The 14,090-nt window shown below is 56.1% G+C and carries 11 protein-coding genes; 8 read left to right on the forward strand and 3 right to left on the reverse strand.

Features of this window, described 5'->3' with window-relative positions; all coding sequences use genetic code 11:
- Positions 1 to 148 precede the first annotated feature (148 nt).
- The 6 genes from U738_RS04565 to U738_RS04590 all read left to right on the forward strand — a co-directional run bounded on the left by U738_RS04565 (position 149) and on the right by U738_RS04590 (position 7,692).
- Positions 149 to 1,114: a TAXI family TRAP transporter solute-binding subunit gene (locus tag U738_RS04565; RefSeq protein ID WP_035577763.1), complete on the forward strand. Its 966-nt coding sequence runs from the start codon at positions 149 to 151 to the stop codon at positions 1,112 to 1,114.
- 21 nt (positions 1,115 to 1,135) lie between these two features.
- Positions 1,136 to 3,046, forward strand: a complete 1,911-nt coding sequence (locus U738_RS04570; RefSeq protein ID WP_235208632.1) for a TRAP transporter permease — start codon at positions 1,136 to 1,138, stop codon at positions 3,044 to 3,046.
- Positions 3,043 to 4,449, forward strand: a complete 1,407-nt coding sequence (locus tag U738_RS04575) for an acyclic terpene utilization AtuA family protein (protein WP_035577769.1) — start codon at positions 3,043 to 3,045, stop codon at positions 4,447 to 4,449. Before U738_RS04570 ends, U738_RS04575 begins: the two co-directional genes overlap by 4 nt.
- Positions 4,436 to 4,792 carry an AtuA-related protein gene (locus U738_RS04580; RefSeq protein WP_035577772.1) on the forward strand — a complete coding sequence of 119 codons (357 nt, stop codon included), beginning with the start codon at positions 4,436 to 4,438 and terminating at the stop codon, positions 4,790 to 4,792. The genes U738_RS04575 and U738_RS04580 overlap by 14 nt, the downstream gene beginning before the upstream one ends.
- Positions 4,793 to 4,929: 137 nt before the next feature.
- Positions 4,930 to 6,153, forward strand: a complete 1,224-nt coding sequence (locus U738_RS04585; RefSeq protein ID WP_035577775.1) for a YbfB/YjiJ family MFS transporter — start codon at positions 4,930 to 4,932, stop codon at positions 6,151 to 6,153.
- Between the two features lie 75 nt (positions 6,154 to 6,228).
- A complete protein-coding gene (locus U738_RS04590; protein ID WP_035577777.1) occupies positions 6,229 to 7,692 on the forward strand; it encodes a sodium-dependent transporter in 1,464 nt (487 codons plus the stop codon).
- Positions 7,693 to 7,696: 4 nt separating this feature from the next.
- On the opposite strand, the gene U738_RS04595 is transcribed toward U738_RS04590, so the two are convergent.
- The 3 genes from U738_RS04595 to U738_RS04605 are packed head-to-tail and all read right to left on the reverse strand — an operon-like array spanning position 7,697 to position 10,625.
- On the reverse strand, positions 7,697 to 8,806 hold the full coding sequence (locus U738_RS04595) for an LBF_2804 family protein (RefSeq protein ID WP_035577779.1): 1,110 nt from the start codon (positions 8,804 to 8,806) through the stop codon (positions 7,697 to 7,699).
- Positions 8,807 to 8,836: 30 nt separating this feature from the next.
- Positions 8,837 to 10,150 (reverse strand): Y-family DNA polymerase, encoded by a 1,314-nt coding sequence (locus tag U738_RS04600; RefSeq protein ID WP_035577781.1) that lies wholly within the window; start codon positions 10,148 to 10,150, stop codon positions 8,837 to 8,839.
- Between the two features lie 31 nt (positions 10,151 to 10,181).
- The gene (locus U738_RS04605; protein WP_035577783.1) at positions 10,182 to 10,625 is read right to left on the reverse strand and encodes a LexA family protein; all 444 of its coding nucleotides are present in this window, start codon (positions 10,623 to 10,625) and stop codon (positions 10,182 to 10,184) included.
- Positions 10,626 to 10,938: 313 nt separating this feature from the next.
- Here U738_RS04605 and glyA point away from each other — a divergent pair, with 313 nt between their 5' ends.
- Both glyA and U738_RS04615 read left to right on the forward strand, forming a co-directional pair.
- Positions 10,939 to 12,204 (forward strand): serine hydroxymethyltransferase, encoded by a 1,266-nt coding sequence (gene glyA / locus U738_RS04610; protein WP_035577786.1) that lies wholly within the window; start codon positions 10,939 to 10,941, stop codon positions 12,202 to 12,204.
- A 131-nt stretch (positions 12,205 to 12,335) separates the two neighbouring features.
- Positions 12,336 to 14,090: a type I secretion system permease/ATPase gene (locus U738_RS04615; RefSeq protein ID WP_035577787.1), complete on the forward strand. Its 1,755-nt coding sequence runs from the start codon at positions 12,336 to 12,338 to the stop codon at positions 14,088 to 14,090.

A 14,090-nucleotide genomic window follows, 5' to 3' on the forward strand; every position in this document is an offset into this window, starting at 1 on the left:
AAAACATAAATTAAAAACTATTCAATATACAAAATTAAACCGGAGCACCATGCTTGGCTTATCGCGATTAGATTCGTCGCGATCACCGTTTTAGATAAAAAACCGCTCTACAATAACAATAGCTCGCTTAGCGAGCTTCGGAGACACAATGAAAACGCTACTGACCGCCATGGTGGCAAGCGCCGCTATGCTAGCCGCTGCGACCTCTCATGCCGATGAACGCCTGTTGATTGGCTCTACCTCAAGCTCCTCCAGCCACTACAGCTACTTTGTGGCCGTCAATCAGATTATTAATAACCAAGTTGAAGGGATCAGTTCTTCGGTTGCCGAAACCGGTGCCACTGTGGATAACCTGCGCCGTTTAGGCCGCAACCAAATCGATATGGGCCTGGTGACCACCAATACGGGTTATCACGCCTACGCGGGCGAGGAGGATTTTGAAGGCCGCCCCGTCGATAACCGCCTGCTGTGGGTCTACACCGTGGCACCGCAGAATACCGTAATGCGCCAGGATGCAGGGGTGGAAACCTTCGCTGACTTAAACGGTGTGCGCTTCAATCCAGGCATTACGGGGTCAGCCACCGAGAAAACCACCGAAGCGGTAATGCGCACGCTAGGTATTGAGCCTGACTATGTGCGTGGTTCAACGACCGATATGGTCGACGCTATGAAAGATGGCCGGGTGATGGGATCCGTTAAGTCGGGTGTCGGAGAACGCCTGGATGGCTCCTCTATGGATATCGCCACTTTCACACCGATAAGCGTGCTGTCGCTTGACCAAGAGCAGGCCGACGCACTGCGCAACGAAATGCCCGACGTGGCGATTGTCGATGTACCTGAAGGGGCTGCAGAGGGTATTCCTGCCTACACCACTTGGGCCTTTGGGGTTGCCGTGCACGCCCATCCGGATATGGATGAAGAAACCGCTTATCAAATCGTCAAAGCGGTGATGGAAAACCCAGAACCGCAGGTTAACGCCTTTGCGGCCATGCAGGATGCGGATATGGCGAAGATGACCCTGGAGGTTGGCACCGTGCCACTGCATGCCGGTGCTGCGCGCTATTTCGAAGAGCAGGGGCATGACATCCCCGATACCTTGCAGCCTGTCCAGTAAGGCCCATTGGAGAAGATGATCATGCGCGAGACACTCACCAAAGGCTTGGCGCTCCTGCTGGGCTGGCTAATCCTGTATACCTCCGCCACTGGGCCTTTCGAGAGTTTGATTCAGCGGAGCATTTTTCTCGCGCTGGTCATCCTGCTAGGGCTTGCCGTTTATCCGTTAGGCGCAGGCAAGCGCTGGCGCCCGCTGGGTATCGCTATTGATGTGGTGCTGGCAGTGGGGGTGGTAGTTGCCTGCAGCTATGTGGCGCTTAACTACGAACAAATTCTGGTCGAACTACCCTGGGCAACGCCTCGGGATATGTTGCTGACCGGCGTACTGCTAGTGGCTATTTTGGAACTGTCACGCCGTGCCATCGGCGTGATCTTTCCACTGTTGGTGTTAGTGGGATTAGCCTACGCGTGGTTTGGGGCCGCCATTCCAGGGCCGCTTGGCCACCGCGGGTTTGATCTTTACTACATGACCGAAACCATTTACCTCGGTGACTTAGGCGTGTGGGGCATGCTGGTGGGCGTCGCTGCGACGACAATTGCCGCTTTCGTACTGTTCGGCTGTTTGCTGCTACATACCGGAGGCGGCAATACCTTTATGGATCTGGCGTTGCGTATTAGCGGCCGTTCACCGGGTGGTGCTGCCAAAGTGGCCACTGTAGCCTCGGGGCTATTCGGCATGGTCAGCGGTAGCGCGGTGGCCAATGTCGCCACCACAGGCAACTTCACCATTCCGATGATGAAGCGCTTGAACTACCCACGCCCCTTCGCGGCTGGGGTAGAAGCAGTCGCCTCGACCGGCGGCCAAATCGCACCGCCGATCCTGGGCGCTGCGGCATTTATCATGGCGGAAATTCTAGGCGAAAGTTACTTACGTATCGCCTTAGCGGCCTTGTTGCCCGCAATTCTTTTCTACCTGGGCGTATTTGTCACCATTCATCTCGTCGCCAAGCGCCGCCAACTGCAGGTAGTGCCCGATGATGAGCTGCCCAGCTGGTCAGACGTGATACGCCCTGAACGTATTATTCCCATTCTGGCTGCATTAGGCGGGCTGTTTTACGGCGTGCTTAGCGGCCGCTCGATTCAAATGTCGGCGTTCTACGGCATCTTGATGACCGTGCTAACGTTCGTGCCTTTTGCGCTGCTGGCCAAGATGCCGCTGCGCGAGATCCTCGGCAAACTGGTGGCTGGTCTGGTCGATGCAGGCAAGGGCATGGTGATTATTGGCGTGCTGCTGGCCGGGGCGCAGATATTGGTGGCGATGATCGGTATGACGGGCATCGGTGTGACGTTAGCCAGCTTGATCGTCACGGTAGGCGGCGAATCGCTGTTCCTGGTCGCTTTTATCGTCGGCGGCGTGTGCCTGATTTTGGGCATGGGGATCCCGACCACGGCAGCGTATGTTCTGGTGGCATCAGTGCTGGCGCCTGCGCTCACCACCATCGGCGTTGAGCCGTTGATTGCCCACCTGTTCGTTTTCTACTTCGCGACACTCTCTGTTATTACACCGCCTGTCTGCATTGCGGTATTCGTGGCCTCAGGCATTGCCGACACCAACTGGCTGCCTGCGGCTATTGAATCAGTGCGCTTGGCGGCGGCTATCTATGTCATTCCATTCCTGCTGCTGATCTACCCAGCCCTGGCAGGGTTTGGTTCTGCCCTGGAGGTTGTCTTGGCCAGCTGTCAGGGGGTCGTGTTTGTGATGGCCTTTGCCGCGCTGATGTCCCGGGTAGCCATGACGGGTAAGCGTTTGATCGATGTCGTAGCGCTGATCGCAGTGATTGGGCTGGCGCTGACGCCCGGCTGGCTGACCACACTGGCAGCGCTAGCCCTAATCATTGGGCTATTTATACGCCGCCGCTCTCTGCTGAGAGACGAGCAGGGGGCCGTCGCGGGCGACCACCACTCTCTTCAGGCCAAGGAGACCCAGCTATGAGCTTTTTATTAGGCAGCGGTGCGGGTTTTTCTGGCGACCGTACCGATGCGGCCGTGGCGGTGGTGGCAGAGTTGATCAAGCGACAGCAGCCCTCCGCTTTAGTATTTGAAACCCTGGGTGAACGGACATTAGCGGCAGCTCACCGCGCGATGCGTGATGATCCCGAAAGCGGGTTTGAACCGCTGTTAGACGAGCTGCTGGCGCCGGTGCTGCGCGACTGCCTGGATCACGACATTAAGATTTTAGGCAACTTTGGTGCGGCGAACCCCAGTGGTGCTTGTCAGGTAATTGCTGACTTGGCTACGCAGCTTGGGCGCGGGGATGTATGCATTGCCCAGGTGCATGGTGACGATATCCGTCAGCAGCTACATAGCCTGGACTTACAGCGCTGGGAGGCCGAACGGCTGGATATGCCGGGCGATGACGCCCTGATTTCAGCCAATGTCTACCTGGGGGCCAAGGCGCTGGTTGAGGCGTTGGCCATGCAGGCGGATGTGGTGGTTACAGGCCGTGTTGCCGACCCGGCGCTGTTTTTAGCGCCGCTGATGCACCACTTCGATTGGCGTTGGGACGATTGGGATCGCCTGGCTTGCGGCATGATGGCGGGGCATTTGGCTGAGTGTGGCGCCCAGGTAAGCGGCGGCTATTTTGCCGATCCGGGCTTTAAAGACGTGCCCGGGCTCGCCACGGTGGGCTATCCGATTATTGAAGTGGAGCAGGATGGCAGCCTTATTATTTCCAAGCCTGCCAATACCGGCGGCTGTGTTACCGAGCAAACGGTGAAAGAACAGCTGCTTTACGAAGTGCATGACCCGGCGAATTATCTGACTCCGGATGTCACGGTGGATCTTTCCCACGCAGAGGTGCGTCAGTTGTCACCCAATCGCGTGGCGGTGACAGGAATTCGCGGCAAGCCTGCGCCTGAGCGGCTAAAAACCACCGTGTGCTATGAAGGCGGTTGGCAGGGCGAGGCGGAAATTTCCTATGCAGGCCCCAACGCGTTGGCACGAGCCCAGCTTGCAGCGCAGGTACTGCGTGAACGATTGGTGTTTCGAGCCCCTGCCGAGCTGCGTACCCGCTTGGATATCATTGGCTTGGCCAGCGTATTCGATAGCGATAGCGGTGAGCTGCAGCGTAGCGCTTCAGGGTCTGCCAGCGGCGATTATCGGTTGCGGCTGGCGGCCGAGCACAGCGAGCGGCGCTGGGTAGCCCGTGCCACCCAGGAGCTATTGGCGCTTTATTGTGCCGGGCCTGCGGGCGGCGGCGGCGTGCGGCGTCAATTTCAAAGGCGAGTGTTTACCGCTTCTTATTTGGTAAAGCGTAGCGATATTCATCCCCATGCCAGTCTGTTTGAATCATCGCCGCTCGGCGAACGCAGGAGTGAACGCTATGTTGCAAACTGAACACACGCAAACAGCGGTAAGCCCGCATTCCTCAATCGCTCTTCATCAACTCGCCCATGCCCGTGCTGGTGACAAAGGTGAGCGGCTTAACGTGGCACTGTTTGCCTATGACCCAAACCACTACGCCACCTTGCTGGAGCAGGTAACCGAAGAGCGTGTGCTGGCGCTGTTTGCTCATCGCGGTGCCAGCCGAGTGCGACGCTACCCTTTGCCCAATTTGGCGGGCATGAACTTCGTGATTGATGATGTGCTGCAGGGTGGTGTTAATGGCGCGCTCAATTTGGACGGGCATGGCAAAACGCTATCGTTTTTGCTTTTAAGCATGGAGGTTGATGCGAGCTAGACCTTTTTAACCTAGCCCCTCGACTTAGGTGGTCATGACCCGCTGCCCGAAAGGCCTTACTATGACGATAAAATACGCACGCTAATTAATATAACGCTCGCTAAGTCGTCGTTAAAGAGCCGTTCAGGAGCCGCCCCATGACCGTTGCAACGCTAGGTGCCCAGCGCTTCAAAGTGCTGCTGGCGGGCGTTTTTAGCCAAATATTATGTGTTGGCATCGCGCGCTTTGCCTATACCCCATTGCTACCGGTCATGCAGCAGCAGACCTGGATGGGCGATGCCGATGGCGGCTGGCTGGCCGCACTTAACTACGCGGGCTATATGCTGGGGGCAGTGCTGGCCGCCTCTATTCACACTGTTTATATTAAAGACACGCTATTTCGCTGTGGGTTAATCCTGGCGGTAATCACGACTGCGGGTATGGCGCTTACCGATCACTTCTGGGTTTGGGCAGGGTTACGCTTTCTGGCCGGTCTTTCAAGCAGCGCTTCCATGCTATTAGCGTCAGGGCTGATTCTTCACTGGTTAATCCAACATCGCCAACGTGGCGAGCTGGGTATTCATTTTGCCGGTGTGGGCTTAGGCATGATTGTTGCGGCGGTCGCGGTGGAAATGATGCTGCAGCTGTCGTTTAGCTGGCAGACCCAGTGGTGGGGCTTTAGCTTGCTGGGTGCCGCGCTGCTCGTGCCTGCCTGGCGGTGGCTGCCGCGCCCGGCAAAACCGCTAGTGGGAGCGAACGCAGCCAGTAGTAAGCCAGTTATGCCGCCCACCCGCACCTTTATGCGCTGGATGCTGGCCGCTTACTTCTGTGCCGGTTACGGCTATGTGATCAGCGCTACTTTCTTAGTCGCCATCGTGGAGCGTGAACCGTTGCTGGCGGGCATGGGCAACTGGACGTTCGCCTTGGCCGGTTTGGCCGCCGCACCTGCGGTCATGCTATGGGATTTAGTTGCTCGTCGGGTGGGCTACCTAGGGGCGCTGATTATCGCCATGGCGATTCAAGTGGTGGGCATAGTGCTGCCGGCTATTACCGCCAATGCCGCGGTGGTGCTGTTAAGCGCTGTGCTCTACGGTGGCACCTTTCTTGGCTGCGTCAGTCTGGTGCTGACCATGGCAGGCAGGCTCTATCCTTCAAGCCCTGCGCGGTTAATGGGGCAGATGACGCTGGCATACGGTGCCGCTCAAATATGCGCCCCGGCGTTAACCGGTATGTTGGCGGAAGCCTCTGGCCATTATGGCGTTGGGCTTTGGCTTGCGGGCGGCTTTGTGACCCTCGGCGCGGTGCTGCTGGCCTGCTTGCGTAAGGTAGACCAAACTGCCCAGCGTTTGGATGCCGCTGCCAAAGCTAGCGTCTACACCTAGGAACTGGGGTCCAGTGGGCATTGCCCACGAAATCCTCTAGGATAGGCGCCTTTTTCAGACAGGATAACTGGGCAAATGACCTCTTCTAGGCAACCTCGCACTCAGTGGCTAGGCCGCTGGGGCTTTATGTTGGCAGCCACCGGTTCCGCGGTGGGGCTGGGCAATATTTGGAAATTCCCCTACATGACCGGGGAGTTCGGCGGCGGCGCCTTCGTATTGGTTTATCTAGCGTGCATCTTTGCTGTCGGTGTGCCGGTAATGATGGCAGAAATCGCCTTTGGACGGCGTGGCCGCGGCAGTCCGGTGGACGCCATTCGCCGTGTGGTCAACGAGTCTGGCCGATCGTCGGCGTGGTCGCTGGTTGGCTGGATGGCCATGCTGTGCGGCTTTATGATTCTGTCGTTTTACGTGGTGGTAGCGGGATGGTCGTTCTCGTACCTATGGAAGATGCTGACTGGTGGCCTCGCGGGCACCAGCGTGGATGAGATGGCCGCCGTGTTTGGGGCCAATAACGCCAACCCGCTGAACCTCGGTTTCTGGAGCACTCTCGTTACGCTGGTTACTATGCTGATTGTGGGCAAGGGCGTGCAAAAGGGTATCGAGAAAAGCGTTAGTTGGATGATGCCGGGGCTGGTGATCATGCTGGTCGTGCTGATCGGTTTTGGCATTTTCTCAGGTGGTTTTGGCGCAGCGGTGAACTTCCTGTTTTCGTTCAATGCGGGAAGCCTCTCTAGCGAGGGCATGCTAGCAGCGCTGGGCCATGCATTTTTTACTCTCTCGCTGGCCTCCGGGGCGATTCTGACCTACGGCAGCTACTTACCCAAAGACGCCTCAATTGGCCGCACCACGGTCAGTGTGGCAGTAGCGGATACCGTCGTTGCCTTGATGGCGGGGCTGGCGATCTTCCCGGTGATTTTTGCTAACGGTATGAACCCCGGCGAAGGCCCTGGGCTAATTTTTATGAGCCTGCCGCTGGCTTTCCAGGCGATGCCGCTGGGCACCCTGTTTGGCATTCTCTTCTTCCTGATGCTCTCTATGGCAGCGCTGACCTCTTCGATCTCTATGGTCGAAGCCACGGTTTCCTGGCTGTGCGACAACAAAGGTATCTCGCGTCCGGCAGCCGCCTGGGGCACCGGTATTGTGCTGTGGTTGATTAGCACACTGGCGATGCTGTCGTTTAACCTGGGCGCGGACTGGACACTGGGCGGTAAGCATTTCTTTGATTGGCTGGATTATTTAACCTCACGCTGGATGATGCCGCTGGGTGGCTTGGGCACGGTGGTGTTGGCTGGGTTTGTGCTGAAAAGTAGCACTTTCCGTGACGAGCTAGGGCTTGCCCCCTTGCCTTATGCGCTATGGCTGACCATGGTGCGCTACGTTAGCCCGTTGGGGATTGTGGTGATTTTCGTCGACGCGCTGGGGATCTATCAGGTTTCATTTGCCGCTCACTGGCCCTGGCTGCTGGTGATTCTAGTCGTCATGGCAGCGATTGGCGAAACCCTCAGCCCACGGCTGCGTCACGCGCTGAGGGCAGCGTAATACGTTACGGCACCTGTCCCGATAACAAACGCTGCTGCTGAGCTTTTACCTCATCGCTGCACAGCGGCGTTTGGCAGGTCGCAAACACCTCTGTTAAAAATCGCTTGCGTGAACCTCGATAGGTGCCGCTAAGTAGCGTCACCTGGGTCAGCGTATTCAGCAATGTTTTACGTGACTCGCCCGTCAGTTGCGCATAGCCCTGTAGAGCAGTTGGCCAATCAATGTCAATCGCCGGAGGTTTTTCAGGCAGGCTATTCAGCAGGCGAGCCAACAGCAGCACCAAGTTGGGATGAGGGTGCTGGTTGCGCATAATAAGCTCGCCGACCCCCTGGGCTACCAGACGGCGGGTGTGTGCGTCGCTGTCCGTCAGTGTTTCCATCAAGTGCTTAACCAGGGCGGGGCCTCGCGCCTGCAGATAAGCTTCTTGAATAATCCGTGCCGCAATCCAGGCGTTCCACACGGCGTATAGCGGGCCGGTTAATACGGGTAGAAAGCCGCGCAGCGTCAGTCGTCCCAATAACCGACGCAGCAGTAAACGCAGTAGAAAGCTGCTTAAGCTGATTTTTAAGCGATAAAGTAGCGCTCTAAGTGTTAGCTTCCAGCCATGCAGGTAGGCGTGGGGGTCTACGCCATAAATAAGACTACCAGGGCTGGGGTACTCCAATGCCGACCGGGAAACGCCGTGAACGGTCAGCTGAATATCGGGTTCCAACGCGTCTGTTTGACCGTAACGTAAGCCCGCCAAACGGGTAATATTCGCCACACCGCGCAGCGCATTCCAGTATAAAAAGCCGATTTCCAGCGCGGTAACACAGCCTGCAACGGCCAGATAGCCGGCCCAGTAGGGAAGTTGCTCTCTAAGGCTCATGGCTTCCCAGGGGCTAGTGGCAAACTCACGCATCCACCATTCGGCGCTGCCAATCAGCGTGCCGGAAATCAAACCAGCGAGCGCTGCCCAGGCGATGATCCAGCGCCGTGCGCGCTTCAGGGCCTGCGGGTCAGGGGAATCAAGTGCCGGGTGGCGGCGTAAATAGCCCTGTACATAGCGACTAGCCCAGCGCTGCGCTAGGCCAGGGGCTGGGGCGTACTCTTTATCTGGCCGAGAGAGGGTCATAAAAACAGCGTTTCCTACGCAATTGACGCCTTAGGGTAGCGGTTCTGTTCGCGAAGTACACGCTTGGGTAGCGCCGGGGTGAGTGCCCACTTTCATCAGCTCATCCCAGCGCGTGGTATAGCGGTCTGAGCGATGGGCGCAGCGTAACTGCCAGGCGGCAGGTGCGTTCGTCATGCCAAAGCTGATCGTGCCTTGCCCCATGCGCTGGTTAATCTGATCCACCGTTGCCATCAAAAACGGATGACGATTCCGTGTGGGCGGATGTAGCAACGAAAGTTGATGCTGCTCAGCGTCCACCAAATCCAGCAGCATCACGCCAGCCTTCATAAACCGGTAGCGAGGACGATAAATCTGCTCAAGCCCTTGGCGAACGGCGTCAAGGATCACTCGGGTGTCGTCGCTAGGTGAGGGCAGGGGGATTAGCGCCTGCGGGAAATACTGCAACTGGTCGCGGCGGTGGCGGTTGGTATGCAGAAACACCATTACCGCACGGGCCAGACTCTGCTGTTCGCGCAGTTTTTCAGCGCTGCGCTGGGCGTGGCGGCGCAGGGCATTATGTACTTCTGCAAAAACGCCGGTGGGTTGGCCGAAGGAGCGCGAGGTCATAATGCGTTGGCGCGGTTGCTCCAGCGCGTTCATCTCCATACAAGGCGTGCCGCGCAGCTCGAGCGCGGTACGTGCCAGTACCACCGAGAAGCCCTTGCGCAGCTGCTTTTCGTCGCTTTCACGCAAGTCCCAAGCAGTAGTCACGCCGCCAATCGCTAAACGCTCGGCAAGCCGATGGCCGACGCCCCATACGCTGCCTACCGCCGTACGTTTGAGCAATGCCTCAGTGGTGTGATCCTGCCCATTGAGCAAGCAAACGCCTTGGTAGCGAGGGTCTTGCTTGGCAAGATGATTGGCCAGTTTGGCGAGCGTATGAGTGGGTGCCAGCCCCACACACACCGGCAGACCCAAGTGGCGGCGAATAAGCTGGCGCAGGCGTTGCCCTAGCGCCGCACATTGTGCTGTGGTGAAACCTTCCAAGTAGACGAACATCTCATCGATTGAATAGGGCGCGACCGCAGGGCAGGCATCGCGTAGCAGTTGGGCCAGCCGTGCCGACATATCGCCGTAGAGCTCGTAGTTAGATGACAGCAGGTGAATATCGCCGCGCTGACGCAGTCCTTCAAGCTTGAAAGCTGGCGTTCCCATAGGGATATCCAGCGCTTTCAACTCCGTTGAGCGGGCGATTACACAGCCGTCGTTGTTTGACATCACGCCGACAGGTCTACCTTCCAGCTTGGGCTGAAAAACCCGCTCGCAGCTGACATAAAAGTTGTTGGCATCGACTAATCCGATCATCGCCACCCCTCAGTCAACGTCAGTAGCTTGTTCAACGTAAGTACTCATGCACCACCGCGCGTACCACGCCCCATAGCTGGCAGTCGCTGCCTTCAAGAAGCAGCGGCGGGTAGTTTGGGTGGCTCGAACATAGATGGGGTGAGCCCCGATAAAGCGCGTAGCGTTTAATTAATGCCTCGCCCTCCAGCATAGCGATCAAAATATGTCCTAGGCGCGGTTCAATACTGCGATCAACAATCAGCAGATCGCCCTCAAAAATCCCCCAACCTTCCATGCTGTCGCCGGTGGCAGTGACATAAAAGGTCGCGGTGGGGTTTTTAACCAGCCTTGTATTGAGATCCAGCGTGCATGGCTCGTAATCCTGCGCAGGCGAAGGAAAACCGCTGAAGCCAGCGCGGCCCAAAAAGGTTAAGTAAGGCAGTGGCTGGGAAGTTAACGGCAAGGCGGAGATAAAGTGAGCTGACTGGCCCGGCATCGTCGGCATCCTGATTTTAAAATATTGTATAAATATACAGTATTTTTTAGGGCGAAGGAAAATGCAAATGATCGGGGGATGAAACTGCTTTGCTCTGCTCAATGACATCCGCAGGGACGCACGCGGTGACATTGAAGGATTGCGAGATAAGGCAGCCTAGTTATCCATTTGGTCAGCATTTAGTGAACAGAACAACATGAAGCACGTTCATGTACGACCTGACGCGGATGCGATGAAAGTCGCGTCAGGCTGCGTTATGATAGCGTCCTCGCTTCTTCCATGATGACCCTTTCTCGTTACGAGGTTCCCGCCGATGTTCAGCCGCGATATGACAATTGCCGGATTTGATGATGTGCTGTTTGATGCCATGCAGAAAGAAGTGGCACGCCAGGAAGCCCACATCGAACTGATCGCTTCCGAAAACTATGCTAGCCCCCGCGTACTCGAAGCCCAGGGCAGCCAACTGACTAATAAGTACGCCGAAGGCTACCCCGGAAAGCGCTACTACGGCGGCTGCGAGTTCGTCGATATTGCTGAAAACCTGGCCATTGATTACGCCAAAAAGCTGTTCGGCGCTACCTATGTTAACGTTCAGCCGCACTCCGGGTCACAGGCTAACAGCGCGGTATTCCAGGCGCTGGTCAAGCCCGGCGATACCATTTTGGGTATGAGTCTGGACGCGGGCGGCCACCTGACCCACGGAGCCAAGCCCAACTTTTCGGGTAAGCACTATAACGCCATTCAGTACGGTTTGAACGATCAAGAACTGATCGATTACGACCAGGTGGCTCAGCTTGCTCGTGAACATAAGCCCAAAATGATCATCGCTGGTTTTTCTGCCTACTCGCAAATTATTGATTGGGCCAAGTTCCGTGAAATCGCCGATGAAGTGGGCGCTTACTTACTTGTTGATATGGCCCATGTATCTGGTTTGGTCGCGGCGGGCGTCTACCCCAGTCCCTTGCCCTATGCCCACGTGGTTACCTCCACCACCCACAAAACCCTACGCGGCCCCCGCAGCGGTGTGATTCTCTCGGCAGAAAACGACGCTGAGATTGAGAAAAAGCTGCAATCAGCGGTTTTCCCCGGTGGTCAGGGCGGCCCGTTGATGCATGTTATCGCGGCTAAAGCTATCTGCTTCAAAGAAGCCATGGCGCCGGAGTTTAAAACCTACCAGCAGCAGGTGGTTAAAAACGCCAAGGCTATGGCTAAGGTGTTTATCGATCGCGGTTACGACATTGTTTCCGGCGGCACCGAAGACCACCTCTTCCTGCTCTCGCTGATCAAACAGGGCGTAACCGGTAAGGATGCCGATGCTGCACTGGGGCGTGCCCACATCACCGTCAACAAGAATGCCGTGCCTAATGACCCGCAAAGCCCGTTTGTCACCTCCGGCCTGCGCATTGGCACGCCGGCAGTGACCACGCGCGGCTTCAGTGAGCAGGAGTGTACCGAGCTAGCTGGCTGGATCTGTGACATTCTCGATGTACTGGCCAAAGGCGAAGACACCAGCGCCATCGAAGCCCAGGTGTTAGATAAAGTAGCCGAAGTTTGCGCGCGGCTGCCGGTTTATGAGTAACGAAACTAGTACTTAAATACCAAAAATACCCTTTATCACTAACGCCTCTACACTCTGTAGAGGCGTTTCTGTTAATGTGTGTAACATATTGTTACGTGCTTAGCGTCTTATTGATTTAAGGGAGGCTCGCCATGGCAAAACAACAAGAAAAAACCGATTTGCAGCGTGCATTAAAAGATTGTAAAGGTTCATTTTTTTCGGTGGGTTTTTTCAGTATGTTTGTTAACTTACTGATGCTTGTGCCGCCAATGTACATGCTGCAAGTGTATGACCGTGTGCTCACCACCCAAAGTCTAGACACGTTATTAATGCTTACCCTTGTCGTCGTGTTCTTTTTTATGATCATGGGAGGGTTAGAGCTGGTGCGCTCACGCATATTGGTGCGCGTTGGCAATCGGTTAGACACCAGTATTAACGAGCGGCTTTATAGCGCGATGTTCCGCCGTAGCTTGGTGGTTCAGGGCAGTCAAAGCGCACAACCTCTCAGTGACTTGACCAGCTTGCGCCAGTTTCTAACCGGGAATGGCCTGTTTGCTTTTTTTGATGCCCCTTGGGTGCCTGTTTATCTCGGCGTACTCTTTCTATTTCACCCTTGGCTTGGGGTATTTGCTACCTGTGCTGGGTTGATTTTGCTAACACTAGCGATTGCCAACGAGAAGTCGACCAAAAGGCTATTGGCAGAAGCCAATAGCGAACATATTCAGGCGCAAAATCTTGCCAACTCTAATCTGCGCAATGCCGAGGTGCTGCATGCCATGGGCATGTTGCCGGGCATTATGGGGCGCTGGTCGAAGCGTCACCATGAGTTTTTGTCCAAGCAGTCCCAGGCGAGTGATCGCGCTGGAGCGCTAACCAATACCTCCAAAGTTATGCGCCTGTTCTTTCAATCTTTAATTTTAGGCTTGGGTGCGCTACTGGTGCTAAGGGGGGAAATGACCCCCGGCATGATGATTGCCGGTTCTATCTTGATGGGCCGTGCGCTTGCGCCGATCGACCAAATGATCGGTGGCTGGAAAGGTTTTGTAGGCGCGCGCGGTGCCTATGAGCGGTTAAATGAACTGATGACTCAAATACCGGATGAGCAGCGTAAGATGTCGCTGCCTGCACCAAGAGGTGAAGTTGCACTTGAAGGGGTCGCCGCTGCACCGCCTGGTACGCGTATGGCAACCATCCGCGGCATTGAGTTTCGAGTCGCTAAGGGGGAACACGTTGGCATTATCGGCCCTAGTGCCGCGGGTAAGTCGACGCTAGCGCGAGTGCTATTGGGTATATGGCCAACCCAAGTGGGTGACGTACGTCTAGATGGCGGGGTGATCACTCAATACAACCGAGATGAAATTGGTCCCTATATTGGCTACTTACCTCAAGACATTGAGCTGTTTGACGGCACCATTAGTGAAAATATTGCTCGTTTTGGCAATCTCGACCCCAAAAAGGTGGTTGATGCGGCGAAAAAAGCCGACGTGCATAAAATGATTTTGGAATTACCCAACGGTTACGACACGGTGATTTCTTCCACGAGTGGTGGTCTCTCGGGAGGCCAGCGCCAGCGGGTTGGGTTAGCGCGCGCTCTGTATGACAACCCGGTATTGGTGGTGCTAGACGAGCCCAATGCAAACTTAGATGATGCTGGCGAACGGGCATTGGCGATGGCTATCGCCCAGCTTAAAGCCGAGGGAGCGACGCTTTTTGTTATAAGCCATCGCACCAGTGTTTTGAAAAGTATGGACAAACTCCTTGTGATGAAAGAGGGGCAAATAAGCATGTTTGGGCCACGTGACCAAATTATCGCTCAGTTTGCTAAAAAACCGCGCGGGCAAGTAAGCCAGCAAGGGACAGCGCGCCTCTCAGCCATCTCGGGTGGCCGTGGCACTGAGGAGAAATAG

The organism is Halomonas sp. TG39a, assembly GCF_000744395.1.
GTDB classification, from domain to species: Bacteria; Pseudomonadota; Gammaproteobacteria; order Pseudomonadales; family Halomonadaceae; genus Vreelandella; species Vreelandella ventosae_B.